Annotated in this window: 23 protein-coding genes, 1 pseudogene and 1 riboswitch; of the genes and pseudogenes, 15 read left to right on the forward strand and 9 right to left on the reverse strand. The window is 73.2% G+C overall.

Annotated features, from left to right (window positions below; translation table 11 throughout):
- Nucleotides 1–121 precede the first annotated feature (121 nt).
- The 3 genes from FH609_RS14475 to hutI all read left to right on the forward strand — a co-directional run bounded on the left by FH609_RS14475 (nt 122) and on the right by hutI (nt 3,968).
- Nucleotides 122–1,309, forward strand: a complete 1,188-nt coding sequence (locus FH609_RS14475; protein ID WP_139674478.1) for an allantoate amidohydrolase — start codon at nt 122–124, stop codon at nt 1,307–1,309.
- On the forward strand, nt 1,300–2,652 hold the full coding sequence (locus FH609_RS14480) for a formimidoylglutamate deiminase (protein WP_139674330.1): 1,353 nt from the start codon (nt 1,300–1,302) through the stop codon (nt 2,650–2,652). The genes FH609_RS14475 and FH609_RS14480 overlap by 10 nt, the downstream gene beginning before the upstream one ends.
- A gap of 146 nt (nt 2,653–2,798) precedes the next feature.
- Nucleotides 2,799–3,968 (forward strand): imidazolonepropionase, encoded by a 1,170-nt coding sequence (gene hutI / locus FH609_RS14485; RefSeq protein WP_139674475.1) that lies wholly within the window; start codon nt 2,799–2,801, stop codon nt 3,966–3,968.
- On the opposite strand, the gene FH609_RS14490 is transcribed toward hutI, so the two are convergent.
- The gene (locus FH609_RS14490) at nt 3,908–4,672 is read right to left on the reverse strand and encodes a hypothetical protein (protein WP_139674328.1); all 765 of its coding nucleotides are present in this window, start codon (nt 4,670–4,672) and stop codon (nt 3,908–3,910) included. The two genes, hutI and FH609_RS14490, sit on opposite strands and share 61 nt — an antisense overlap.
- A gap of 214 nt (nt 4,673–4,886) precedes the next feature.
- On the opposite strand from FH609_RS14490, the pseudogene FH609_RS31660 reads away from it, so the two are divergent.
- Nucleotides 4,887–6,143, forward strand: a pseudogene (locus tag FH609_RS31660) (MFS transporter); the annotation flags it as partial.
- 560 nt (nt 6,144–6,703) lie between these two features.
- On the opposite strand, the gene FH609_RS14500 reads toward FH609_RS31660, so the two are convergent.
- A complete protein-coding gene (locus FH609_RS14500; protein ID WP_139674321.1) occupies nt 6,704–7,372 on the reverse strand; it encodes an MOSC domain-containing protein in 669 nt (222 codons plus the stop codon).
- 57 nt (nt 7,373–7,429) lie between these two features.
- Nucleotides 7,430–8,374, reverse strand: a complete 945-nt coding sequence (locus FH609_RS14505) for a zinc-binding dehydrogenase (RefSeq protein ID WP_139674318.1) — start codon at nt 8,372–8,374, stop codon at nt 7,430–7,432.
- A 144-nt stretch (nt 8,375–8,518) separates the two neighbouring features.
- On the opposite strand from FH609_RS14505, the gene FH609_RS14510 reads away from it, so the two are divergent.
- Entirely contained in the window at nt 8,519–9,178 is a 660-nt protein-coding gene (locus FH609_RS14510; RefSeq protein WP_193318103.1) for a TetR/AcrR family transcriptional regulator, read from the forward strand.
- A gap of 299 nt (nt 9,179–9,477) precedes the next feature.
- Here the strand turns inward: FH609_RS14510 and FH609_RS14515 are convergent, their stop codons facing one another.
- On the reverse strand, nt 9,478–10,383 hold the full coding sequence (locus FH609_RS14515) for an RNA polymerase sigma factor SigF (protein WP_139674315.1): 906 nt from the start codon (nt 10,381–10,383) through the stop codon (nt 9,478–9,480).
- A gap of 248 nt (nt 10,384–10,631) precedes the next feature.
- On the opposite strand from FH609_RS14515, the gene FH609_RS14520 reads away from it, so the two are divergent.
- The 4 genes from FH609_RS14520 (at nt 10,632) to FH609_RS14535 (ending at nt 13,853) form a co-directional block, all read left to right on the forward strand.
- Nucleotides 10,632–11,012 carry an STAS domain-containing protein gene (locus FH609_RS14520; RefSeq protein ID WP_139674312.1) on the forward strand — a complete coding sequence of 127 codons (381 nt, stop codon included), beginning with the start codon at nt 10,632–10,634 and terminating at the stop codon, nt 11,010–11,012.
- Nucleotides 11,013–11,273: 261 nt separating this feature from the next.
- Nucleotides 11,274–11,765 carry an ATP-binding protein gene (locus FH609_RS14525; RefSeq protein ID WP_139674309.1) on the forward strand — a complete coding sequence of 164 codons (492 nt, stop codon included), beginning with the start codon at nt 11,274–11,276 and terminating at the stop codon, nt 11,763–11,765.
- Nucleotides 11,766–11,909: 144 nt separating this feature from the next.
- Nucleotides 11,910–12,587: a response regulator transcription factor gene (locus FH609_RS14530; protein WP_122182122.1), complete on the forward strand. Its 678-nt coding sequence runs from the start codon at nt 11,910–11,912 to the stop codon at nt 12,585–12,587.
- 12 nt (nt 12,588–12,599) lie between these two features.
- Complete coding sequence (locus FH609_RS14535) at nt 12,600–13,853, forward strand: ATP-binding protein (RefSeq protein WP_139674306.1); 1,254 nt, start codon at nt 12,600–12,602, stop codon at nt 13,851–13,853.
- A 46-nt stretch (nt 13,854–13,899) separates the two neighbouring features.
- On the opposite strand, the gene FH609_RS14540 is transcribed toward FH609_RS14535, so the two are convergent.
- Complete coding sequence (locus FH609_RS14540) at nt 13,900–14,388, reverse strand: GtrA family protein (RefSeq protein WP_139674303.1); 489 nt, start codon at nt 14,386–14,388, stop codon at nt 13,900–13,902.
- A gap of 46 nt (nt 14,389–14,434) precedes the next feature.
- On the reverse strand, nt 14,435–14,911 hold the full coding sequence (locus FH609_RS14545) for a protease inhibitor I42 family protein (RefSeq protein ID WP_193318102.1): 477 nt from the start codon (nt 14,909–14,911) through the stop codon (nt 14,435–14,437).
- Between the two features lie 189 nt (nt 14,912–15,100).
- Here FH609_RS14545 and FH609_RS14550 point away from each other — a divergent pair, with 189 nt between their 5' ends.
- From FH609_RS14550 to FH609_RS14565, 4 genes are all read left to right on the forward strand, one after another.
- Nucleotides 15,101–16,240, forward strand: coding sequence for a 5-(carboxyamino)imidazole ribonucleotide synthase (locus FH609_RS14550; RefSeq protein ID WP_139674298.1), 1,140 nt, complete (start codon nt 15,101–15,103; stop codon nt 16,238–16,240).
- Between the two features lie 52 nt (nt 16,241–16,292).
- Nucleotides 16,293–16,832, forward strand: coding sequence for a 5-(carboxyamino)imidazole ribonucleotide mutase (gene purE / locus FH609_RS14555; protein WP_139674295.1), 540 nt, complete (start codon nt 16,293–16,295; stop codon nt 16,830–16,832).
- Nucleotides 16,829–18,052: a dipeptidase gene (locus FH609_RS14560; RefSeq protein WP_139674291.1), complete on the forward strand. Its 1,224-nt coding sequence runs from the start codon at nt 16,829–16,831 to the stop codon at nt 18,050–18,052. The genes purE and FH609_RS14560 overlap by 4 nt, the downstream gene beginning before the upstream one ends.
- Nucleotides 18,053–18,339: 287 nt before the next feature.
- Nucleotides 18,340–18,554: riboswitch (cyclic di-AMP (ydaO/yuaA leader) on the forward strand.
- 1 nt (nt 18,555) lies between these two features.
- The gene (locus FH609_RS14565; RefSeq protein ID WP_139674288.1) at nt 18,556–19,287 is read left to right on the forward strand and encodes a LysM peptidoglycan-binding domain-containing M23 family metallopeptidase; all 732 of its coding nucleotides are present in this window, start codon (nt 18,556–18,558) and stop codon (nt 19,285–19,287) included.
- A gap of 76 nt (nt 19,288–19,363) precedes the next feature.
- Here FH609_RS14565 and FH609_RS14570 read toward each other — a convergent pair whose 3' ends face one another.
- Nucleotides 19,364–20,239 carry an ABC transporter permease gene (locus FH609_RS14570; protein ID WP_193318101.1) on the reverse strand — a complete coding sequence of 292 codons (876 nt, stop codon included), beginning with the start codon at nt 20,237–20,239 and terminating at the stop codon, nt 19,364–19,366.
- A complete protein-coding gene (locus tag FH609_RS14575) occupies nt 20,236–21,231 on the reverse strand; it encodes an ATP-binding cassette domain-containing protein (RefSeq protein WP_139674285.1) in 996 nt (331 codons plus the stop codon). The genes FH609_RS14570 and FH609_RS14575 overlap by 4 nt, the downstream gene beginning before the upstream one ends.
- Nucleotides 21,232–21,407: 176 nt before the next feature.
- On the opposite strand from FH609_RS14575, the gene FH609_RS14580 reads away from it, so the two are divergent.
- Entirely contained in the window at nt 21,408–22,178 is a 771-nt protein-coding gene (locus FH609_RS14580; protein ID WP_139674281.1) for a TetR/AcrR family transcriptional regulator, read from the forward strand.
- Nucleotides 22,179–22,219: 41 nt separating this feature from the next.
- Here FH609_RS14580 and FH609_RS14585 read toward each other — a convergent pair whose 3' ends face one another.
- The gene (locus FH609_RS14585) at nt 22,220–23,380 is read right to left on the reverse strand and encodes an acyl-CoA dehydrogenase family protein (protein WP_139674278.1); all 1,161 of its coding nucleotides are present in this window, start codon (nt 23,378–23,380) and stop codon (nt 22,220–22,222) included.
- Nucleotides 23,381–23,544: 164 nt separating this feature from the next.
- Between FH609_RS14585 and FH609_RS14590 the strand changes: the two genes are divergently transcribed.
- On the forward strand, nt 23,545–24,885 hold the full coding sequence (locus FH609_RS14590) for a UDP-glucose dehydrogenase family protein (RefSeq protein WP_139674275.1): 1,341 nt from the start codon (nt 23,545–23,547) through the stop codon (nt 24,883–24,885).
- The last annotated feature ends 558 nt before the right edge of the window (nt 24,886–25,443 follow it).

Genomic DNA, 25,443 nt, shown 5'->3' on the forward strand with positions numbered 1-25,443 from the left:
GCCGCTGGCGCCCCCGGCGTCGCCGGCGCCGGAGGGCGGCGGCGCGCCGGAGAGCGGCGGCGCGTGGGCGGGGGCCGCGCCGGCCGCCGAACCGAGCGGCGGCGTCGGCTCGTTCGCCGCCATGTGGGAGCAACTGGCGCCCATCGGGCGGGACGCGCGCACCGGCGGCTACCGCCGGCACGCCTGGACGCCGGTGGACGGCGAACTGCGCGAGTGGTTCCGCGTCCAGGCGCTGGCGCGCGGCCTGACCCACGAGGTGGACCGCAACGGCAACCAGTGGGCCTGGCTCGGCGATCCCACGGCGGGCGACGCCGTGGTCACCGGCTCCCATCTCGACTCGGTGCCGAACGGCGGCGCGTTCGACGGGCCGCTCGGCGTGGTCTCGGCGTTCGCCGCGCTCGACGAGCTGCGGGCCAGGGGGCGCACCGGGCGCCGGCCGCTGGGCGTCGTCGCGTTCGCCGACGAGGAGGGCGCGCGCTTCGGCGTGGCCTGCGTCGGCTCCCGGCTGGCGGTGGGCGCGCTGGAGCCGGAGCGGGCCAGGGCCCTGACGGACGCCGATGGCGTCACCCTCGCCGACGCCATGCTCAGCGCCGGGCACGACCCCGAGGGGCTCGGGCCCGACCCCGAACGGCTGCGCCGCGTCGGGGTCTTCGTCGAGCTGCACATCGAACAGGGGCGCGCCCTGGCCGAGTTGGACCGGCCGGTCGGCGTGGGCTCGCTGATCTGGCCGCACGGCCGCTGGCGCTTCGACTTCACCGGCGAGGCCAACCACGCCGGCACCACCCGGCTGACGGACCGCAGGGACCCGATGCTCAGCTACGCGCACACCGTGCTGGCCGCCCGCAAGCGGGCCCGGCTGGCCGGGGCGCTCGCCACCTTCGGGAAGGTCACCGTCGAACCCGGCGGCGTCAACGCCATCCCGTCCCGGGTCTCCGGCTGGCTGGACGCCAGGGCGCCCGACGGCCCGACCCTGACCGAGCTGGTCGCCGCCATCCAGGCCGGCGCGGCGGAGCGTGCCGCCCGGGACGGCGTGGAACTCGCCGTGACCCGTGAGTCGCACACCGGCGCGCAGTGGTTCACGCCGGCGCTCCGGGACAGCGTCGCGGCGCGGCTGGACGACGCGCCCGTGCTGCCGACCGGTGCCGGTCACGACGCGGGGGTGCTCTCCGCCGTGGTGCCCACCGCGATGCTCTATGTGCGCAACCCCACCGGGGTCTCCCACGCCCCGGCCGAACACGCCGACCAGCGGGACTGTCTGGCCGGAGTCGCCGCACTCGCCGAGGTACTGGAGGGGCTGGTATGTCGCTGACCGCCCAGACGTACTGGACCGAACACGCCTGGCTCAACGGGACGGTGGAGCCCGGCGTGGTGATCGCCACCGCGCTCGACGGCTCCATCACCGAGGTGCGCCCCGGGGTCGACGAGCCCCCGATCGGCGCCGTCTCGCTGCGGGGCCTGACCGTCCCCGGGCTCGCCAACGTCCACAGCCACGCCTTCCACCGGGCGCTGCGCTCCACCGCCCAGGTCGGCGGCGGCACCTTCTGGACCTGGCGCAACGCCATGTACGACCTCTCCCTCCTGCTGGACCCCGACGGCTACTACGCGCTGGCCCGCGCCGTCTACGCCGAGATGGCGCTGGCCGGCATCACCTGCGTCGGCGAGTTCCACTATGTGCACCACCAGCCGGACGGCACCCCCTACCACGAGCCCAACGCGATGGCCGAGGCGCTGATCGCCGCCGCCGGCGAGGCCGGCATCCGCATCACCCTCCTTGACACCTGCTATCTCTCCGCCGGCTTCGGCCGACCGCCGGACCGGCACCAACGGCGCTTCTCCGACGGCACCGTGGACGCCTGGGCCGAGCGCGCCGACGCCCTGCGCGCCACCGACCTGGCCCGGATCGGCGCCGCCGTGCACTCCGTGCGGGCGGTGCCCGCCGAGGCGCTGGCCACCGTGGCCGACTGGGCCGCCCGCCACGGCGCGCCGCTCCATGTCCACCTCTCCGAGCAGCCCGGGGAGAACGAGGAGTGCCTGGCGGCCCACGGCCGCAGCCCCACCCAACTCCTCGCCGACCACGGGGTGTTGACCCGGAGGACCACGGCCGTCCACGCGACCCACCTGGAGGAGGCCGACGTGGCCCTCCTCGGCGCCGCCGGCACCGGAGCCTGCCTGTGCCCCACCACCGAGCGGGACCTGGCCGACGGCATCGGCCCCGCCGTGCGACTGCGGGACGCCGGCTGCCCGTTGAGCCTGGGGAGCGACAGCCACGCGGTGATCGACCTCTTCGAGGAGGCGAGGGCCGTGGAGCTGGGTGAACGGGTGCGCACCCATGCCAGGGGCCACTTCACGGCCGACCAACTGCTGCGCTGCGCCACCGAGAACGGCCACGCCGCGCTCGGCTGGCCCGAGGCGGGGCGGCTGGAGACCGGCGCGCTCGCCGACTTCACCACCGTCTCCCTGGACACGGTGCGGACCGCGGGGCCGCCGCCCCGCCTCGCCGCCGAGGCGGTGATCTTCGCCGCCACGGGCGCCGACGTCCGGCACACCGTGGTGGGCGGGCGGCACATCGTGCGCCACGGCAGTCACCAGTTGGTGCACGACGCCCCCCGCGCGCTGCGCCGGGCCATCGCGGCGCTGCACGCCCGCCGTTGACCCCGCCCGGTGGGGGCGTCGCGCCCCACGGCCGCGACCCCGGCCCGGCCCCGGCCGTTCCCACCGCCCGCACCGTCCCCGCCGTTCCCACCAGCCGCACCAGCCGCATGAGCCGCACCAGCACCCCGCACCGGGAGGCGCCCCCGATGCCCAGCATCGCCATCACCCACATCAACACCCTTGTCACCAACGACCCCTCCCTGGGCAGTGGACCACTCGGCCGACTCCGGGACGCGGCCCTCGTGGTGGAGGACGACCGCGTCGTCTGGATCGGTGCGTCCAGTAGAGCACCCGCCACTGACAGTCACCTCGACGCGGCCGGACGGAGCGTGATTCCGGGCTTCGTCGACTCGCACGCGCATCTGCTCTTCGCCGGCGACCGCACCGCCGAGTTCCACGCCCGGATGTCGGGACAGCCCTACGAGGCCGGCGGGATCGCCACCACCGTCGCGGCCACCCGCGCCGCGACCGACGCCGAACTGGCCCGGCGGCTGGCCCACTTCCGCCAGGAGATGGCCCGCCAGGGCACCACCACCGTGGAGACCAAGTCCGGCTACGGGCTCACCGTCGAGGACGAGGCGAGGGCGCTGCGCGTCGCCGCCCGACAGCTGACGGAGGTCACCTTCCTCGGCGCCCACATCGTGCCGCCCGAGTACCGCGACGAACCCGCCGCCTATGTGGACCTGGTGACCGGCCCGATGCTCGACGCCTGCGCCCCGCACGCCCGGTGGATCGACGTCTTCTGCGAGCGCGGGGCGTTCGACGCCGAGCAGGCCCGCGCCGTCCTCCTGGCCGGCCGCGCCCGGGGGTTGGGGCTGCGCGTCCACGCCAACCAGCTCGGCCACGGGCCGGGGGTCGCGCTCGCCGTCGAACTGGGCGCCCGCTCCGCCGACCACTGCACCCATCTCACGGACGCCGACGTGGCCGCGCTCGCCGACGGGACGACCGTTGCCACGCTGCTGCCCGGCTGCGAGTTCTCGACCCGCGCCCCCTACCCGGACGCCCGCCGGCTGCTGGACGCCGGGGTCGTGGTCGCGCTTGCCACGGACTGCAACCCCGGTTCGTCCTTCACCAGTTCCATGCCGTTCTGCCTGGCCGTCGCCGTCCGCGAGATGGGCATGACGCCGGACGAGGCGCTCTGGTCGGCGACCGCCGGCGGGGCGGCCGCGCTGGACCGCGCCGACATCGGGCGGCTGGCGCCCGGCACCCGGGCCGACCTGGCGCTGTTGGCCGCGCCCGACCCGGTTCACCTCGCCTATCGGCCGGGCGTCCCGCTGGTCTCGGCCGTCTGGCGGGACGGGGCGCGCGTCGCCTGAGGGCGCGCCTCGCCGAGCGCCTCGGGCACCTCGCCGGGCACCCGCGCCACCTCGGCCCAACTCGGCGTGGTCGCCCCCGCGTCGAGGCCGGCGGGCGCGGCGAACGCGTCCCGCGTCGCCTCGGCCCCGGCCCCGGGCCTGGCGGAAAAGCTTCGCGCCGCCCGGCCCGGCCGCTGGCTCAGGCGAACGCCGGCGAGCATCAGCGCCAGCCCGGCCACCGCGACCCACGGGCCGGCCAGCACCCGGCACTCGGTCCAGTAACCCTCCCTGACGCCAAGCCCGTTGAGCGACGCCGCGAGCAGGACCGTCGCGACGATCCCGAAGAGACCGGCCGCGGTCGCGAGTCGGCCGAGGACGCGCCGGGGCGCGTGCCCCGGGCGCGGCCAGGTGGCGCCCAGCGAGGCCAGCGCCGCGACCAGCGCCGTGGGGGCGCTCCAGTACTGGAGATAGGCGTGCGCGAACCCGCCCAGCACGCTGCCGCGCTCCGCCGAGGGCAGCAGCCGGGCCACCTCGTTGAGGGTCAACTCGGCCTGCCCCTCGTCGAATCGGAGCGCGATCCAGGAGGTGGTGGCGGAGCCGACGATCAGCGTGACCAGACCGATCAGCGCGATCAGCAGCGCCAGGGAGTCGGGCGGGGCGCTTGAAGGGGGCGCGTGCGCCCCTTGTGTGGGGTGTGGGGGTTGTGGAGGCGTGGGGAGGGTCATGCCCTGAGCGTTGTCGATCGTGTGCTCCGTGTCCATATGGTGCTCGGCCGTTCCCGATCACACCGGGAGCTTCACAAGAGTTACCGGCGGGTTTCGCGCGGGGCGCACAACCGGGGGCGCGCGGCGGCCAACGGGGGGCGTGCGGCGGCGAATTGGCATCACCGCGCGACGCGATCGATTGTCACTGTCAGTGACGAGAGGCAGAATGCCCAGCATGAAGAGCAGAAGCCGCGAGCGGGGCGCCGCCCCCGAGGCCACCGCCGCACCCGGTGCCGCCCGGCGCCGACGTGGGGGCCTGGGCCGGCAGTTCTGGCGCCTGTGGTCCGCCAGCACGGTCTCCAACCTGGGGCAGGGGGCGAGCGCCATCGCGTTCCCCTGGCTCGCCAGCACCCTCACCGACCAGGCGTTTCTGATCGCCCTTGTCGCGATGGCCAACCGACTGCCCTGGCTGCTGTTCAGCCTGCCGGCCGGGGCGCTGGCCGACCGGCTGGACCGGCGGCTGGTGATGGTGTGGATGACGGGGGCCCGCGCCCTGGTCGTCGGCGCCGTCGCGCTGCTGGTCGCGGCCGACGCCATGACGATGCCGCTGCTCTGCGCCTGCGCGCTGACCCTCGGTTTCTCCGAGGTGCTCTTCGACAACACCTCGCAGGTCCTGCTGCCCTCCGTGGTGGAGCGGCGACAACTCGACAGCGCCAACGGCCGGTTGATGGCCGCCCAGATCGTCGCCGACGACTTTCTGGCCAGACCGCTCGGCGGCGTGCTGCTCGCGCTGACACTGGCCGCGCCGTTCGCCTTCGACGCGGTGACCGCCGTGGTGGCCGGGGCACTGCTGCTCACGCTGCGCGGCACCTTCCGCGCCAGGAGCGCGGGCCCGCCCGCGCCGCCGGTCGCCGCCTCGGCGGCAGCGGCGGCGACGCCCGGGGGCACATCGCCGGCCGCCGTCGCCGCGCCGGTCGCGGCCGACTCGGCCGGGGGTCCGGCGTCGGCCGCCGCCGCTTCCGACGGCACCGGCGAGGCACAGCCGGCGGGGACCTCCCTCTGGGCGGAGACCAGGGAGGGGGTGCGCTGGCTGTGGGGGCACACGCTGCTGCGCCGGCTGGCGATCGCGCTGGCCATCTCCAACATGGCCTCGCAGGGCGCCATGGTGACCTATGTGCTCTTCGCCCAGGAGGTGTTGGGGCTCGGGCCGGTCGGCTTCGCGCTGCTCTCCTCGGTCACCGGCGTCGGCGCCCTGGTCGGCGGCCTGCTCGCCGGTCGCGTCGTTCGGGCGATCGGCCGGGCCCGGAGCCTGACGCTGCTGGCGGTGGTGCAGACGCTGGTCTTCGCGATCACCGGCCTGGCCTCGAACGCGTTCCTGGTCGGCTCGGTGATGAGCGTGCTGGGCTTCGTCGTGGTCCTGTGGAACGTGACCACCGTCTCGCTGCGCCAAACCCTCATACCTGACCGACTGTTGGGCCGGGTGAACAGCGTCTACCGGCTGTTGGGCTGGGGCACCATCCCGCTCGGCGCCGCGCTGGGCGGCCTGCTGGTGACGCTGGCCGAGCCGCACTGGGGCCGGGAGGCAGCGCTGCGCTCCCCGCTGTTGCTGACCGGGCTGGTGCTGGCGGTCCTCGCGGTCTATGTGCGCCGCCGGCTCACCGAGCGGCTGATCGACGCCTCCATCGCGGAGGCCGTCGGGGACGCACCTGACGGGGACGCACCTGACGAGGACGAGCGTGACGGTGGCGCGCCCGACGGGAACGGACCTGACAGGGGCCTGCCCGACGGCGGAGTGTCCGACAGGGGAGCGGACAGGGGAGCGGACAGCCGAACGGAGTTACCCCCGGGGCCGAGGGGACGGCCGTGCGGACCATCGGGACGAGAGCCGGACGGAGACACCCGAGGCCCGAGACGACAACCGAGACGAGGCCCGAGACGAGAACCGAGCGGAGATACCGGTCCAGCCACGGACGACAAAGGAGGCCCACGACCAGCACACCGGGAACCGGGGGAGCCGGAAGAGCCGGGAGAACGACCGGAAGGAGCGGTGAGTCAGGCGTTCTCGGCCCAGGCGGTGGCGTTGCGGTACAGCTCCGAGTGCAGTGCGGGTCCGGCCGCGAGGACGCGGGGCCGCAGCGACCGTTCGCCGAGCTGCGCGCGGAAGGCGAAGGCCACGGACACCTCGTGGGTCGGCCGGTGCACCACCTCGATCCGGTCCCCCGCCCGGATCGTGCCCGGGCGCAGCACCCGGAAGTACGCCCCGGGGCGGGCGGCCTCCGCGAACCGCTTGACCCAGCGGCGCTCGCCGATCCAGTCGGCGAACGTCGCGCAGGGGATGCGCGGTGAGGTGGCCTCCAGCAGCAACTCGTCGCCCACCCGCCACCGTTCACCGACCCGGGTGTCGTTGACGTCGATGCCCTCGGTGGTCAGGTTCTCGCCGAAGACCCCGTTCTCCAGGGGGTGGCCCAACTCGGCGGCCCAGTGGTCCAGGTCCTCCCTGGCGTAGGTGTACACCGCCTGGTCATCGCCCCCGTGGTGGCGCAGGTCGGCGATGGAGTCCCCGGCGAGCCCGCTGCCGCCCACTCCCCTGGGCCCCGGCGCGCTGACCGCGACCTCGCCGTCGACCGGGCGTTTGTCGATGCCCGTCAGCCCGCTGGGGGCGTCGGTGCGGGCGACGGCGGCGCTTTTGCCGGCGTTGACGGTGAGCAGTATGGGTGACATGTCGGCACCCTAACGGGGCCTTCTCCCGGCCCGCACGGGGGTTTCCCCACGCCCCCGTCAACCGGTCACGTCGAGCACGGCCTTGCCGGCGACCGCCCCGTCGGTCAGGGCGGCCGTGGCCTCCGGCAGCCGCGTCCAGTCGCCGCGCCAGCCGATGTTCGCGCCCAGCTCGCCGCTCCCCAACAGCCCCGCCAGCCAGCCGAGATCCGCGCCGATCCCCACCCGGTCGTCGAGCAGATAGAAGGAGGTGATCATCCGGTCGTGCCCCAGCGGGCCCTCGAAGTCGCCCACCCGGAACGCCTCGGGCTGCCCCGCCGTGTGCCCGAGGGCGATCAGCACGCCGCCCGGCGCCAACACCCGGTAGCCGGCGACCAGATGGTCGCCGCCCACCATGTCGATCACCCCGTGCACCGGGCGCCGGGCCAGTTCCTCGACGCCGGCGGCGCCGAACACCACCTCGTGCGCGCCCAGTTGCGTGAGCAACGCCTCCTTCTCGGGGTCGGTGGTGCTGGCGATCACCCGCGCCCCGCCCAGGGCGGCCAGCCGCACCGCGAACCGCCCCACCCCGCTGCCGCCCCCGATGACCAGCACCCGCCGCCCCAGGATCGGGCCCAGGCGGCGCAGCGCGCGCAGCGCCGAGCCGGCGGCGACGGGCAGGGCGCTGGCCGCGCCCAGGTCCAGGTCGTTCGGCACGACGCCCATCGCGTCGGTCCGCACCGCGCGCAGTTCGGCCCAGGCGCCGGCCGCACCCAGGGTGACGACCCGGGTTCCCTCCGGCAGCCCCGAGCCGTCGGCCGCCGCCCGGGCGACCACGCCGGCCGCGTCCCAGCCGAGCACCGTGCCCGGCGGGCTGTTCGGCACCAGATGCGTCACCTCGCCGAAGTTGAGCGAGAAGGCCGCCACCCGGATCAGCGCCTCGTCGGCGGCGGGGCGCGGGTCCGGGACCTCGGTCAGGGTGAGCCCTCCCCGGGCCGCCTCGGGGTCGGTCGTCCAGGCGCGCATCAGGGTCTCCGTTCGCTGGGTGAGTTCGCCTCCGGAGCATAATGCCGGTGACCGGCAAAAGCCACTGACCAACCTTCGCGTCTCGCCGGCGTCTGATGGGGCCTGGCCTCCCGACCTGGGGTGCCCGCTCGGTAAGCTGCCCGGGTGACCGATCGGGAGACTTCGGAGGCCGGGCTGCCCCTGCGCGAGCGCAAGAAGCTCCGCACCCGGCGGGCCCTGGTGACGGAGGCCCTGCGCCGGTTCACCGCCCAGGGTTTCGCCGAGACCACGCTGGACGAGCTGGTCGAGGCCGTGGAGGTCTCCCAGCGCACCTTCTTCCGGAACTTCGCCTCCAAGGAGGACGTCGCGCTCGCCCCCGAGCAGGAGCTGTGGGCGGCCTACGCGGCGGCGTTCGAGGAGCGCCCGGCCGGGGCTGCCCCGCTGGTCGAGTTCCAGGACGCGCTCTTCGCCGCCGTCGCGGCGATGGACGAGGGCTGGGCCGCCCGGTTCCGCGCCAGCCGGACGCTGGCCGAGCGGACTCCGGCGCTGGCCGGGCACAGCCTGCGCAACTGCGCCGAGACCACCGAGCGCGTACTGGAGTTGACCGCCTCCCGACACCCGGCCGCCGTCCCCGAGGACGCGGTGCGCCTGCGGCTGCTGCTGGAACTGGTGCTGTCGGCCTGGCGGTGGGCCGTGCACGACTGGCTGCACGCCGACGTCGGTTCGGGGGTCGAGCCGCCGGGGCGCGCCGAGTTGGTCGCCCGCGCCCGGGACGCCCTCGCGCTGCTCCCCGGGGTCGCGGCGCTGGCGGCCACCACCCCCTGAGCCACCCCGCGCGGCCCCCACAAACGCCCGCCCGCCCCCGGCCGCCCCGCGCACAAAAGCCTGGACGGCGCGCGGAGAAAAGCCGCGCGCCGTCCAGGCTGACCGTCTTCGGCGAACCGTCTCGCTCGCCCCGAGGCGGTGTCGGTGTCGGTGTCGGCGTCGTCAGGTGGTCCCGGCCCCCGCGGTGGTCCCCCTCCGCGCACCGGGGCGGTTCCCCCTCTGCGCACGGGGCCCGTTCCGCCTCCGCGCACGGGGCCCGTTCCGCCCGCCGTTCCCGTTCCCGTTCCGCGTAACCCCGTTCACTCCTCGACCATCAGCCCGCGACGGAGCTTGCCGAGGGTCCGCGACAGCAGCCGGGAGACGTGCATCTGGGAGATGCCCAACTCCTCGCCGATCTCCGACTGCGTCATGTTCGCCACGAAGCGCAGCGACAGGATCTTGCGGTCGCGCGGTGTCAGCTGCGCGATCAGCGGCTTGAGCGACTCGATGTACTCGATGCCCTCAAGCCCGTGGTCCTCGTAGCCGATCCGGTCGGCCAACGCGCCCTCCGCGTCGTCCTCCTCCGGCTGGGCGTCGAGGGAACTCGCGGTGTAGGCGTTGGAGGCGGCCATGCCCTCCACGATCTCGTCCTCGGACAGCCCGAGGCGCTCGGCCAGTTCGGCCACCGTCGGGGAGCGGTCCAGCTTCTGGGCCAGCTCGTCACCCGCCTTGGCCAGGTCGAGACGCAGCTCCTGAAGTCGCCGGGGAACCCGGACCGACCAGGAGGTGTCCCGGAAGAAGCGCTTGATCTCGCCGACGATCGTCGGCATCGCGAAGGTGGGGAACTCCACGCCACGGTCGGCGTCGAAGCGGTCGATCGCCTTGATCAGACCGATCGTTCCGACCTGGATGATGTCCTCCATGGGCTCGCTGCGGGAGCGGAACCGGGCGGCGGCGAACTTCACCAGTGCCAGGTTGAGTTCCACCAGCGTGTTGCGCACATACGCGTACTCGTGGGTGCCCTCCTCCAGATCCCGGAGGCGGCCGAAGAGGCTCCTGGACAGTTCACGCGCGTCCAGCGGGGCCACCTGGTCGAACGGCGGCAGCTCCGGGATGGACGCGAGTACGTCCTCGGCCTGGGCCGGCGGGCCGGCGGGGGTCGAGGCGGCGGCGTCCTTCGCGGGAGCGCCGGTATGCGGTTCGTGGGTACGAGGGGCCGGTGACATGTGGTTGTCCTCCGTAGTCTCACGGCGTATGGCCGCCGAAGCCATGACGTGCGCTGGGGGTTGCGGCGCCTCCAAGCCGGTTCGAAAAACAGGTGCTCCTCTAGCCCTACCCGGATTTCGGCAACTATGGCAAGTCTGCTACGCCCGAATTACGAGGAATGTCGGGCCTGTTAGGGTGCCGGACCAGGCCTCCAGGGGCTAAGGTTTCGAACCTAGCCAGGAGGGCGCTCCAATGAGAAGGGGGCCGCATGGACCGCGGAATGCCGGGGGAGACGTACCGGCGTGGCCTGACGGTCGATGTTCGGCGCACGGCCGGGTCCTCTGTGGTCGCGCCCGTCGGTGAACTCGATCACCATTCCGCCGACAAGCTCCGCAGCGCACTCCATGAGTGTGTGGTGTCCGGAGGTGCCCGGATTGTCATCGATTGTTCTGGCCTGGAGTTCTGCGACTCGACCGGACTGAATGTGCTTCTCGCCACACGACTGGAAGCCGAGCAGGCCGGCGGCGGCGTGCATCTGGCCGAAATGCCGCCGATCGTCGCGAGAATTCTGGAGATAACGGGCGCCACCGCCGTGTTCACGGTTCACGAGACCCTCGACGAGGCCCTGGCCGGTCCACCGGGCGACTGACGCCACGGCGGGGGCCGCTGTACGCGGCCATCCCCGCCCGTCACACTGGTTCGGACAGCGCACGTCGGAGCGTGTCGCCCCGCCCGAGCGATTGCCCCGAAGGGGCGGGTGTGCGACCCGCGCCTCCGGGCAGGAGACCACTCGACGCGATGCCGGACCGACCGGACCGAACGGAACGAACCCGGCACCCGGCTGGTTCGAGGAAACGCCGCCCAGGACGACGGGGCGCGAAGATGGCTGAGAAGGCTAGGGGAGGCGTGCATGGGGACGACTCGACCGCGCCCCGCTGATGACCAGGGTGCGCAGCGACACCGGGTGGCCCCCGCCGAGGAGCCGGTTCGACAGGTGCGCAGGCTTCGGCTGATCGGCACGGGCGGAGTGGTCTCCAAGGCCCGCGAGTTCACGCGCCAGGCGCTCCATGACTGGGGCTGGCTGCCGGCCGTGAACGAGGAACAGTTCGCCGCCGTCGAGGACGTGCTGCTGGTCGTCTCCGAGCTGGTGACCAACGCCTGTCTGCACGCCGGCGGCCCGGAGGAGCTGCGGATAGGCCGAGGAACCAAGCTGATCCGGATCGAGGTGCTGGACCGGGGCGCCGGCACCCCCGCGCTGCGGACCACCCGGATGCCGGGCCGTCCCGGCGGGCACGGCATGTTCATCGTCCAGCGGCTCTGCCTCGACTGGGGCGTGGTGCACGAGCCCGACGCGGCGGGCAAGACGGTCTGGGCCGAGCTGGGGGCGCCGGTCCCCGACTGACGGGCTCCGGCTGACGGCCTCCGGTTGACGGCCTCCGGCTGTGACGGGCTCCGGCTGACGGCCCGTTCCCGACTGACGGTCCGTTCCCCGCCCTTCCTCCGGGACCTGCCATGCCCGGGTGGCGCGGGCGTCTACCATCAGCGCATGACCCGTGTGCTGCTCGCCGAGGACGACGCATCCATCTCGGAGCCGCTGGCCCGTGCCCTGCGCCGCGAGGGATACGAGGTGGAGGTGCGCGAGGACGGCCCCGAGGCACTGCGGGCGGGACTGCGCGGGGACGTCGACCTGGTGGTGCTTGACCTCGGACTTCCCGGGATGGACGGCCTGGAGGTCTGTCGCCGGCTGCGCACCGAGGGCCTCGGCCTGCCGGTGCTGGTGCTGACCGCCCGCGCCGACGAGGTGGACACCGTGGTGGGCCTGGACGCCGGGGCCGACGACTATGTCACCAAGCCCTTCCGGCTGGCCGAACTGCTGGCCCGGGTCCGGGCCCTGCTGCGCCGGGGGAACGCGGAGAGCGGCCCGGCCCCCGCCGTGCACGGCATCAGGATCGACGTGGAGTCGCACCGCGCCTGGATGGGCGAGGACGAGCTGCACCTGACGGCCAAGGAGTTCGACCTGCTGCGGGTCCTGGTGCGGGACGCGGGCCGGGTGGTCACCAGGGAGCAGCTGATGCGGGAGGTCTGGGACACCACCTGGTGGTCCTCGACCAAGACGCTGGACATGCACATCTCCTGGCTGCGCAAGAAGCTCGGCGACGACGCGGCCAACCCGCGCTACATCGTCACCGTTCGGGGAGTGGGATTCCGCTTCGAGAAGAGCTGAGACGAGGCCGCCGTGCGCCGTCGTCTGATCAACTCCACGCTCGCGGTCGTCCTGGTGGTGATCGCCGTCTTCGGCGTCTCACTGTTCCTCGTGGAGACCAGGACCATCGAGGCCAGCGCCAGGGACCGGCTGGAGTCCGAGACCGCCCGCCTGCTGGCGGACGTGGAGAGCCGGATCGCCTCCGGGGAGCCGGTCACCGCCGAGGACATGGCCGCTTCGGCGCCGCCCGACCGGCAGGTGCTGATCGAACTCGTCGGGCAGCCGCCGATCCGGCTCGGCCCCGAGGCCGGCGAGAACCCGATGGAGAGCGCCCAGGCCGGGGCGAACGGCGAGCGGGTCGTGGTGCGCCAGCCCAGGAGCGTGGTCAGCGACGAGATCGGCCGGATGCTGATGATCATCCTCGTGGTTTCCCTGCTGGCCGTGGCCGCCGCCGCGCTGCTCGCGGTGCGGCAGGCCCGGCGGGTCTCCGCGCCGCTGACCGACCTCGCCGAGACCGCCGAACGGCTCGGCTCGGGCGACCCGCGCCCGCGCCATCGCCGGTACGGGGTGCCGGAGTTGGACCGGGTGGCCGATGTGCTGGACGCCAGCGCCGAGCGGATCGCCCGGATGCTGACCGCCGAGCGGCGGCTGGCCGCCGACGCCTCCCACCAGCTGCGCACCCCGTTGACCGCGCTGTCCATGCGGCTTGAGGAGATCATCGCCACCGAGGACCGGGACACGGTCAAGGAGGAGGCGACGGTCGCCCTGGTCCAGGTCGAGCGGCTGACCGACGTGGTGCAGCGGCTGCTGACCAACTCCCGCGATCCGCGCCTGGGTTCGGCCGTCGGCTTCGACCTGGACGAGGTGGTGGCCCAGCAGGTGGAGGAGTGGCGGCCGGCCTACCGGGGCGCGGGGCGGGCCATCGTGCACTCGGGCAAGCAGGGGCTGCGCGCGGTCGGCACCCCGGGCGCGGTCGCCCAGGTGGTGGCGACGCTGGTGGAGAACTCCCTGATGCACGGCGCGGGAACGGTCGCGCTGCGCACCCGGGTCGCCGGGAACCAGGTGGTGGTCGAGGTCACGGACGAGGGCCCGGGGGTGCCGAAGGAACTGGGCGCGCGGGTCTTCGAACGCACGGTCAGCGGCCGGAACTCGACCGGCCTCGGGCTGGCCGTCGCCCGCGACCTGGCCGAGGCGGACGGCGGGCGGCTGGAGCTGCTGGGGCTCTCGCCGCCGGTGTTCGCGCTCTTCCTCAGCCGCGAGATGGAGGACCAGGACCCGGCGGGCTGAACGAGGGCCCGGCTGAACGACGGGCGGCCCGGCCGGGCGGCCCGGCTCAGCGCGCGCCGGAGCCGACCGGCAGTGGCTCGTCGCTCGCCTCCCGGGCCCGCCCCGAGCGGCGGAAGACCCAGGTCCGGTACGACCAGAAGCGGAACAGCGAGCCCATGCCGAGGCCGATCACGTTCTTCGCCAAATTGTCGGCGAGCGGCGAGGTGAGGCCGAGGCCGTAGTGGGAGAGGGCCAGCACGCCGTTCTCGATGACCATCCCGACGCAGGAGAACAGCACGAACAGCGCGATCTCGCGGCGCCGGCCCGAGCGGTCGCGGTGGCGGTAGGTCCAGTAGCGGTTGCCGACGTAGTTGGTGCAGATGGCGGCCGAGGTGGCGATGACCCCGGAGCGGATCGGGGCCAGGCCCAGCACCTGGGAGCAGACGTTGAAGACGACCACGTTGACCAGGAAGCCGAACGCGCCGACCGTGCCGAACTTCGCCGCCTCCCTCGCGACCCCGCGCACCCGGTCCCGGAGCGGACGCCCCTCCTTCATGTGCGCCATGCTAATCCGCCCCTACGACAACGGCCCGTTGTGCGGCTCACCCGGCGTCGACCACCCGGACGTCGAAGACGAGGTCCGTCTCCGGCTCGTACTCGCCACGGAAGAGGCGGGTCACGGCGATCTCGGTCTCGCCGGCGGCGACCGCCTCGAAGTGCAGCAGCCGGGTGCCGCCGGTGCCGGGCTCGTCGCCGTCGGAGTCGTAGCGATCCCCGTCGGCCCGCACCACGGCCTCGTCCGGCTCCGGGTCGATGAGGGTCCACTCCCAACCGATGGACGGGTTCTCGCCCAGGGCGAGAACGAACGTTTCGCCGGCGGTGACCTCGATCGGCGCGTCGGCGTCCGCGTCGGTGAACCGCTGCTGCTCCGGCTCGTCGTCCTGGCAGGCGGTGCCGGTGAGCAGCAGCGCCAACGCGGCCAGCGGGGCGAGCAGCAGCCGGCGCGCGCGGGCTCCCCGGCCTCGCGTCGCCCCGCCGGCCGTGCCGTTGCCACCGTTCACGTCGTTCACGCTTCTCATCTCGTCCCCGCGCCTTCCCCGTCGTGCTCCGGGTTGTCTCATTCTGTGCTGCCGCCCCCGCGCGCTCGGCGCCTCGGGTGGCCTTCGCGGTCGCGAACCATCGGCGACCACCGGCAGAGACGTGGCCACGGGCCGTCGCGGTTCCGGGCCCCCGCCGGCGCGGAACGGGGGCCGGATACGCTGGGGCGCGTGACATTTCCCGTGGTCGGCATGGTCGGAGGCGGTCAGCTCGCCCGAATGACCCATGAGGCGGGCATCCCGCTCGGCATCACCTTCCGTCTGCTCAGCGACACCCCGCAGGACTCGGCGGCGCGGGTGGTGAACGATGTGGTGGTCGGCGACTACCGCGATCTGGCCACCCTGCGCGCCTTCGCCAAGGGGTGCGATGTGATCACCTTCGATCACGAACATGTGCCGACGGAACATCTGCGCGCGCTGGAGGCCGACGGCATCCCGGTGCGCCCCGGGCCCGACGCGCTGGTGCACGCCCAGGACAAGGGCGTGATGCGTGCCCGGCTCACCGCGCTGGGCGTGGACTGCCCGCGCCACCGGATCGTGACCGACCCGTCCGACGTGGCCCGCTTCGCGGCCGAGGTCGGCGGCTTCCCCGTGGTGCTGAAGACGGTGCGCGGCGGCTACGACGGCAAGGGCGTGTGGCTGGTGCGCTCCGAGGCGGAGGCGGGCGACGCCTTCCGCGCCGGGGTGCCCGTGCTGGGCGAGGAGCGGGTGGACTTCCGCCGCGAGTTGGCGGCCAACGTGGTGCGTTCCCCACACGGCCAGGCCGTGGCCTACCCGGTGGTCGAGTCCCGGCAGGTGGACGGCGTCTGCGACACGGTGATCGCGCCCGCGCCCGACCTCGCGCCCCGACTCTCCGCCCACGCCCAGGAGATGGCGCTGCGGATCGCCGCCGAGCTGGGGGTGGTGGGCCATCTGGCGGTCGAGCTGTTCGAGACGCGGGACGGCCGGGTGCTGGTCAACGAGCTGGCGATGCGCCCGCACAACTCCGGCCACTGGACCCAGGACGGCGCGGTGACCTCGCAGTTCGCCAACCATCTGCGGGCCGTGCTCGACCTGCCGCTGGGCGACCCCAGGCCCCGCGCGCCCTGGACGGTGATGTCCAACGTGCTGGGCGGGGAGTACCCGGAGATGTATCCGGCCTATCTGCACTGCATGGCCAGGGACCCGGCCCTGAAGATCCACATGTATGGCAAGGACGTCAGGCCGGGCCGCAAGGTGGGGCATGTCACCACGTTCGGCGACGACCTGCCCGACGTGATCGAACGCGCCCGCCACGCCGCCGACTACCTTCGCGGCCTGATCGACGAGTGAACGACCTGCGAACGATCCGCGCAACGACCGCCGAGACGACGAATGGTGAGGCATGAGCGACAGCCCGGCGCCCCAGGTGGGCATCGTGATGGGTTCCGACTCCGACTGGCCGGTGATGCGGGCGGCGGCCGAGGCGCTCGACGAGTTCGGCGTCCGCTATGAGGCCGATGTGGTCTCGGCGCACCGGATGCCCACCGAGATGGTCACCTACGGGCAGGATGCCGCCGAACGCGGTCTCTCGGTGATCATCGCCGGGGCCGGAGGGGCCGCTCATCTGCCAGGAATGCTCGCCTCGTTGACTCCGCTGCCGGTGATCGGCGTCCCGGTGCCCCTGAAACACCTGGACGGGATGGACTCGTTGCTCTCCATCGTGCAGATGCCCGCCGGGGTGCCGGTGGCCACCGTCTCCGTCGGCGGCGCCCGCAACGCGGGGCTGCTCGCGGCCCGCATCCTGGGCGCGGCCGACCCGGCGCTGCGCGCCCGGATGCGCGCGTTCCAGGACGAACTGCGCGAGCAGGCCACGGAGAAGGGCCGCCGGCTGCGCGCCTCCCTGGCCACGGCGACCAACGGCGCCGAGGGGCAGGCCCGATGAGCGCCGCCGCCGACCGGCTGGCCGAGGCGCGGTCGCTGCTCGCCGAGCACCCGCTGGTCGACGGGCACAACGACCTGCCCTGGGCGCTGCGCGAGACCGTGGGCTACGACCTGGACCTGGCCGACATCGCCGGCGACCTGACCGGCCGCCTCCACACCGACCTGCGCCGGCTGCGGGCCGGCGGCGTCGGCGCGCAGTTCTGGTCGGTCTATGTGCCGGCCGAGCTGAGCGGCGACCACGCCGTCAGCGCCTGCCTCGAACAGATCGACGTGGTCGGCCGGTTGCTGGACCGCTACCCGACCGACCTGACCCGGGCGCTGACCGCCGACGACATGGTCGCGGCCAGGGCGCAGGGCCGGATCGCCTCGCTGATGGGCGCCGAGGGCGGCCATTCCATCAACAACTCGCTGGCGACGCTGCGCGCCTTTCACCGGCTCGGCGTGCGCTATATGACGCTGACGCACAACTCCACGATCGACTGGGCGGATTCCGCCACCGACGAGCCACGGCACGGCGGCCTCACGGCCTTCGGCGCCGAGGTGGTGCGGGAGATGAACCGCGTCGGAATGCTGGTCGATCTCAGCCATGTCTCCGCCGACGTGATGCGGGACGCGCTGCGGATCTCCGAGGCGCCGGTGCTTTTCTCGCATTCCTCGGCGCGCGCGATCTGCGACCACCCGCGCAATGTGCCGGACGACGTGCTGGCGGCGCTTCCCGCCAACGGCGGGGTCGCGATGGCCACGTTCGTGCCCAAGTTCGTGCTGCCCGAGGCGATCGAGTGGACCCGCCGGGCCGACGCGAACATGACGGCCAACGGCTTCCATCCGCTGGACACCACGGAGCCGGCGATGCGGGTGCAGCGCGCGTTCGAGGAGGCCAACCCGCGCCCGTTGGCCACCCCAGCGACCGTGGCCGACCACCTCGACCACATGCGGGAGGTGGCCGGCGTCGACCACATCGGGATCGGCGGGGACTACGACGGGACCGCGTTCCTGCCGCAGGGCCTGGAGGACGTCTCCGGCTATCCGCTGCTGATCGCCGAGCTGTTGGAACGCGGCTGGTCGCACGCCGACCTGGCCAGGCTGACCTGGGAGAACGCCGTGCGGGTGCTGCGCGACGCGGAGACCGTGGCCGCCGATCTGGCGAGCCGGCGCGGGCCGTCGATCGCGACCATCGCGAGCCTGGACGGCCAGGAAAGCGGACAATCAACTCAAAGGTGAGATAGTGCCCGGCGGCGGCCGGCCCGTGACCGAACTCACGGGCCGGCCGCCGTTCCTTTCCGTTCCCGACCGCTTCGCCGGTCGGCCGCCCCACGAAGTGTCCCTTTCCGGCAAGCAGTTGACGCTTTCCCGCAAACGGCCCGCCGCCTACCGTGCGGAAAACGATCAGAACGCAGCGTCATATGCCGCCGTCGGTGATATTCGGGTCACGTTCCCGGCGTTCCCGCTTTCTTGTCCGATGCGAATTCCCGGGTTTAACGTTCGGTCCGCGTCGCATTCGCGGCGAACCGCTCCGGACGCCGAATCCTGTCACCGGAAGCGGGAACGTGGTCATTCCGTCTGACAGGAGCGGGGGACCCAATTCCGCCGGATCTCGTGCGATCTCCGGCTAGGGGTGAAGTCACGGCAGAACCCGGCGCCCAGGCGCGTCGCGGCCGGCCGTGGCCGGGCGACTCCGGCCCGAACCCGACAGCTGACCTCGCAGGCGTCGGAGAGGAGACCCCATGTCCGGAACCGGACGCCACCGCCGTCAGCCGTCCCGCCGCGTGTCCCGCGCCGCCGCGCTGCTCACCACCGGGGCCGCCGGCCTCGCCCTGCCCCTGCTCGCCGCCGGCGCCGCCAGCGCCGCGCCCGCCGACTACACCGTCGAGGGCGGCGACACCCTGTACCGCATAGCCGCCGACCACGACATCGAGGGCGGCTGGGAGCAGCTCTACGAGGCCAACCGCGACGTCATCGGCGACGACCCGGGCCACATCGCCCCCGGCCTCACCCTGTCCCTGGACCTCGGGGACGCCGAGGCCGAAGAGCCGGCCGAGCCCGCCCCGAGCGGCGACTACGTGGCCCCCGTGGCCGGCGTGAGCGGCGGCGGCTACGGCAACGCCGGCGCGCTGTGGTCCTCCGGCTACCACACCGGCGCCGACTTCCCCGTCTCGACCGGCACCCCGGTGGTCTCGATCGCCGCCGGCGAGGTGGTGACCGCCGGCAGCGGCGGCTCCTACGGCAACGAGGTCGTGGTGCGGCACGCCGACGGCCACTACAGCCAGTACGCCCACCTGTCCTCGCTCTCGGTGAGCGTCGGCCAGTCGGTCGGCGCCGGCGACCAGTTGGGCCTCTCCGGCGCCACCGGCAACGTGACCGGCCCGCACCTGCACTTCGAGGTGCGCACCGGCCCGTCCTACGGCTCGGACATCGACCCGCTGGCCTACCTGCGCGAGCACGGCGTCAGCATCTGAGCGTTCGCGCTCCGGGGCGAGCGCGGGGCGGGGCCGGTGGAGGCCGGCCCCGCCCCGCGCGTTCCCCGGGACCGGTTCAGTCGGTGAGCCGCTGGAAGCGGCGGATGGCCAGCGGCGCGAACACCGCCACCATCACCACCGGCCAGGCCACCGCCAGCAGCAGCGCGTTCTCAGCCGCCCAGGAGTCGCCGCCCAGACCCGGGTTCCCGAACAGCTCGCGGATCGCGGCCACCGTCGCCGAGAGCGGGTTCCACTCCGCGATGCCGCCCAGCCAGCCCGGCATCAGCTCGGGCGCGACAAAGACGCTGGACAGCGCCGTCAGCGGGAAGGCCAACGGGAAGATCACCGTGCCGACCGTGTCCGGGTTGGGCAGCAGCAGGCCGATGTAGATGCCGATCCAGGACATCGCCACCCGCAGCAGCAGCACCAGGCCGACCGCCGCCAGCGCGAGCCCGACGCCCCGGTGCCACTCCCAGCCGACCAGCAGGCCGCAGACCACCAGCACGGTCATCTCCAGCAGCGCGCGCAGCAGATCGGCCAGGCACCGGCCGACCAGCAGTGCCGACCTGGCCATCGGCATCGACCGGAAGCGGTCCACCACGCCCCGGCTGACGTCGAACGCCAGCGAGGTTCCCGTCGCCCCCATCCCGTAGAGCATGGTCATGGCGAAGACACCGGGGAGCAGGAACTCGCGGTAGTTCCCGCCGCCGGGGACCTGCATCCCGCTGCCGAAGACATAGCCGAAGACCAGCACGAACAGGATCGGCAGGCTGAAGTAGAGGGAGATCTCCTCGGGGCTGCGCGCCAGTTGGGCCATGTTCCGCCGGGTCATCACCAGGCCGTCCGAGACCGCGACCCGGGGCCCGCGCCGCGCGCGCCCCTGCCAGCGGGCCTCGCCCGGATCGTTCCCTGGCGCGTTCCCTGGCGCGTTCGTGAGGGCGTGCGTGCTCATGCCGCGGCTCCTTCCCGTTCGGCGTTCATGACGTCGTTCCTCGGGCGGTCGGCGTCGTTCGTCGGGCGCCCGGTGAGGTGGAGGAACACCTCGTCCAGGGTCGGCCGCCTGGTGCCCAGGTCCTCGACGACCAGCCCGGCCGCGCGCAGCGCGGCGGCCACGTCGGTCAGCGCGCGCACCCGGTCGTCCACCTCGGCCACCGCCCGCCGCGTCTCGTGGTCGACCTCGGGCTCGACCCCGCAGACGCGTCCCAGCAGCGCGGCCACGGCCCCGAGGTCGGCGGCCTCGCGCGCCACCACCTCGACCCGGTCCCCGCCCAGCCGCGACTTCAGCTGGTCGGCGGTGCCCTCGGCCACCACCCGGCCGGCGTCGACGACCGAGATGAGGTCGGCGAGCTGGTCGGCCTCCTCCAGGTACTGGGTGGTGAGCAGCACCGTGGTGCCGTCGCCGACCAGCGAACGCACCGCGTCCCACACCTGGTTGCGGCTGCGCGGGTCCAGGCCGGTGGTCGGCTCGTCCAGGAAGAGCACCCGGGGCACCACGATCATGCTGGCCGCCAGGTCGAGCCGGCGGCGCATCCCGCCGGAGTAGCCGTCCACCCGGCGTCCCCCGGCCCCGGCGAGGTCGAACCGTTCCAGCAGCTCGTCCGCGCGGCGCCGGGCGGCCCGGGGCCGCAGCCCGAAGAGCCGGCCGAAGAGGACCAGGTTCTGCCGGCCGCTGAGGAACTCGTCGACCGCCGCGTACTGCCCGGTGAGCCCGATCCTGGCCCGCACCTCGTCCGGCTGGCTGGCCACGTCGAACCCGCAGACCGTCGCCCGGCCCTCCGTCATCCGCGCCAGCGTGGTCAACGTCCGCACGGCCGTGGTCTTTCCGGCGCCGTTGGGCCCCAGCAGGCCGTGCACCGTGCCCTCCCGAACCGTCAGGTCGAACCCGTCCAGGGCCCGGGTGCCCCCGTACCGCTTGCGTATCCCCTCGGCCACGATCGCTGTCATCGCGCCCCACCTCGCCCTCTCGGTATCGCGTTCGCGCACGTTCCGGCGCACGCCGCACGGGAAACCCTGTACGGCGTACACTTACTCTGTACACCGTACACTTTCTGTGGACGCTGTACATAGTTCTACGATGGCGACGGTCCCTGGCCTGGCACGAAGGATCGAGGAGCGGCGACATGGCGGCGGACGAGACCCGAGCGCGTGACCCGCAGTACCTGCTCGACCTGCTCTGGCGCACCCACAGTCCCGGCACCCGCGGGCCCAGGGGCAGCCTGACCGTGGACCAGGTGGTGGGGGTGGCCGTCCGGATCGCGGACGAGGAGGGCATCGCCGGCGTCTCGATGCGCCGCATCGCCCAGGAACTGGGCGTCACCACGATGACGCTCTACCGCTATGTGCCCAGCAAGGACGACCTGCTGGACCTGATGTTCGCCATGGCCACCTCGGTGCCCGACACCTCGGACTGGCCCGACGACTGGCGCGGCGTGCTGCGCAACTGGGCGCTCCAGACCAGGCAACTGATGCTCAGCCGCCCCTGGATGCTGGACATCCCCATCGGGGCCCCACCGATGAGCCCCAACAGCCTGGCCTGGATGGAGGTGGCGCTCGCGGCGCTGGACCGGACCGCGCTCAACGAGGGCGACATGATCGGGGTGCTGCTGATCATCAGCGGCTTCGTCCTGGGCGACACCCGACAGGAACTCACCATGACCAGCGCCTCCGCGCGCACCGGGGTCTCCTACGAGGACTGGGGCCGCGTCTACGGCCGCATGATGGCCAAGGTCGCCACCGACGAGCGGTTTCCCACCCTCGCCAAGATCGCCAGGTCGGGGATCTTCGACAACGAGAACACCGCCGAGGACGACTTCAACGGGAACCTCGACTTCCTCCTCGACAGCGTGGCCGCCCTGATCCGCCGCCGCGAGGAGGAGGGCGGAACGTGCTGACCCCCCGGCCCGCTCGGGCCGGGGGGTCAACGAACCCTCGTTCAGGGCAGGTTGCGGGCCATCACGATCCGCTGGACCTGGTTGGTGCCCTCGTAGATCTGGGTGATCTTGGCGTCCCGCATCATCCGCTCCACCGGGTAGTCCCGGGTGAAGCCGTAGCCGCCGAGGAGCTGCACCGCGTCCGTGGTGATCTCCATCGCCGCGTCCGAGGCGTAACACTTCGCGGCCGCCCCGAAGAACGTCAGGTCGCCGTCCTCACGCTGCGACCTGGCCGCCGCGGCATAGGTCAGCTGCCGGGCCGCCTCCAGCTTCATGGCCATGTCGGCCAGCATGAACTGCACGCCCTGGAAGTCGCCCACCGGCTTCCCGAACTGCTTGCGTTCGCGCACATAGCCCTTCGCGTAGTCCAGGGCGCCCTGCGCGATGCCCAGCGCCTGGGCGGCGATCGTGATCCGGGTGTGGTCCAGGGTGCGCATCGCGGTCGCGAAGCCGGTGCCCTCGTCGCCGATCATCCGGTCGGCCGGCACCCGCACGTTGTCCAGATAGACCTCCCGGGTGGGCGAGCCCTTGATGCCGAGCTTCCTCTCGGGCGCCCCGAACGAGACCCCCTCGTCGCCCTTCTCCACGACGAACGCCGAGATCCCGCCCCGCGTCCGCTTCTCCGGGTCGGTGACCGCCATCACCGTGTAGTACTCCGAGACCCCGGCGTTGGTGATCCACCGCTTGACGCCGTTGAGGACGTAGGAGTCCCCGTCCCGCACCGCCCTGGTCTTCATGCCGCCGGCGTCCGAGCCCGCGTCCGGCTCCGAGAGGCAGTACGAGAACATCGCCCGCCCCTCGGCCAACGGGGTCAGATACCGCGCCTGCAACTCCTTCGACCCCGACAGCATCAGCGGCAGCGACCCCAGCTTGTTGACGGCCGGGATCAGCGAGGAGGAGGCGCACACCCGGGCGATCTCCTCGATCACGACCACCGTGGCCAGCGCGTCGGCCCCCGCGCCGCCGAACTCCTCCGGCACGTGGACCGCGTGCAGGTCGTTGCCGACCAGGGCGTCCAGCGCCTCCTGCGGAAAGCGCGCCTGCTCGTCGACGTCCGCCGCGTGCGGCGCGATCTTCGCCTCGGCCAACGCCCGAACGGACTCCCGGAGCATCTCGTGCTCCTCGGCCGGACGGTAGAGGTCGAAGTCCCCGGCTCCTGCCACCTGTCTCACTCCCTGCCCACGAAGCGGTTCGCTGGTTCAGTGCCGCACTGGCCCGGGCCAGTCGTCCACTGGTTCATGACTGTTAAGTAACTTGATCCTAGGGTCATGACGGGCCTGGGGATAGGTGAGCTTGCCGACAGGGCCGTCCGTCTATGCTCGGGTCCATGCCTCTCAAGATCTCGGTGATCGGTCTCGGCTACCTCGGCGCCACCCACGCAGCCGCCATGGCGGAGTTGGGCTTCGAGGTGATCGGCATCGACGTGGTGCCGGCCAAGGTGGAGCTGCTCTCCCGGGGGCTCTCCCCGATGTACGAGCCGGGACTTGAGGAGATCCTGCGCCAGCACGTCACCGGCCTGCCGGGCTCCACCGGGCGGCTGTCGTTCACCACCTCCTTCGAGGAGGTCGCCGCCTTCGCCGACGTCCACTTCGTCTGCGTCAACACACCACAGCGCGCCGGCGAGTACGCCTGTGACATGTCCTACTTCGACAGCGCGGTGGACTCCCTCGCGCCGCACCTCGACCGGCCCGCGCTGGTCGTCGGGAAGTCCACCGTCCCCGTCGGCTCCGCCGCCCGGCTGGCCCGCCGCGTCGCCGAGCTGGCCCCGGCCGGCGAGGCCGCCGAGCTGGCGTGGAACCCGGAATTCCTCCAGGAGGGCTTCGCCGTGCGGGACACCCTCCACCCCGACCGGATCGTGGTGGGCGTGACCAGCGAACGGGCCGAGGCCGTGCTGCGCGAGGTGTACGCGACGCCGATCGCCGAGGGCAGCCCGTTCGTCGTCACCGACCTGCCGACGGCCGAGCTGGTCAAGACGGCGGCCAACGCCTTCCTCGCCACCAAGATCTCCTTCATCAACGCGATGGCCGAGGTCTGCGAGGTCGCCGAAGGCGACGTGGTCAAGCTCGCCGAGGCGCTCGGGCACGACGAACGGATCGGCCCGAAGTTCCTGCGCTCCGGCATCGGCTTCGGCGGCGGCTGCCTGCCCAAGGACCTGCGCGCCTTCTTCGCCAGGGCGGGGGAGCTGGGGGCGTCGGAGGCGCTCCAGTTCCTGCGCGAGGTGGACTCGCTCAACATGCGCCGCCGCGCCTCCATGGTCGCCCTGACCAGGGACGCGCTGGGCGGCTCGCTGCTGGGCCGGCGGGTCGCGGTGCTCGGCGCCGCCTTCAAGCCGGAGACGGACGACGTCCGCGACTCCCCGGCGTTGAACATCGCGGGTCAACTCCACCTCCAGGGCGCCGAGGTGAGCGTCTACGACCCGAAGGCCGTCGTCAACGCCAGGGCCGTCTTCCCGACGCTTCGCTACACCGAGTCGGCGATAGAGGCCGCGCGGGGCGCGCATGTGGTGCTGCACCTCACGGAGTGGCGCGAGTTCCAGGAACTGGACCCGGCAGCCCTGGGTGAGGTGGTGTCGCGCCGTCACATCCTGGACGGGCGGAACACGTTGGACGCTTCGCTGTGGCGCAAGGCGGACTGGACGTACCGGGCCCTGGGTCGCCCGACGGCCTGACCCTGGCGGGTCAGGCCTGATCGGACCGGAGCGCCCCCCGGCCGGGGGCGGGGCCGGTGGCGCCCCCGGGCGCCACCGGCGAGTGCGGCGGCGCGCCGCCGCGCGGCGGGGTCCGCTGCGCGGGGCGGGGGGCGTCGTGTGGGCGGGGTCCGCTGCGTGGCCGAGCCCGCTGCGCAGCCGAGCCCGCTGCGTGGGGCCGGGATGGGTTCCGCCGCGCTGTGACGTGGGGCCCGTCCGGGCCGTTGGGTTGGGGCCGTTGCGCGGATGGGGCGGGGGCGTCCGGGCCGCTGAGTTGAAGCCGTTGCGGGCGGGTGGGAGTCCGCCCGGGGTACCTCCGGGGAGTTCGGCGGTGCGCCGTGCGCTCGGGGGCTGTTGTGCGGGTGGTGTCGCCTCGGCGGGCCGGGGCTGTTACTGGTCGGGGTCGCGTGGGTGATGTGCAGCTGTGGGTTGTCGTCGGTGGGAGAGTGGTCCGGGGGGCGCCGTGTGGGGATGTTCAACTGCGGTGCGATGCCGTGGTGTTCGTTCGCCGGGGCCGTCCGGCCCGCGCCGGGTTGGGGC

This window comes from Streptomyces sp. 3MP-14, assembly GCF_006334905.2.
GTDB lineage: Bacteria > Actinomycetota > Actinomycetes > Streptomycetales > Streptomycetaceae > Streptomyces > Streptomyces triticirhizae.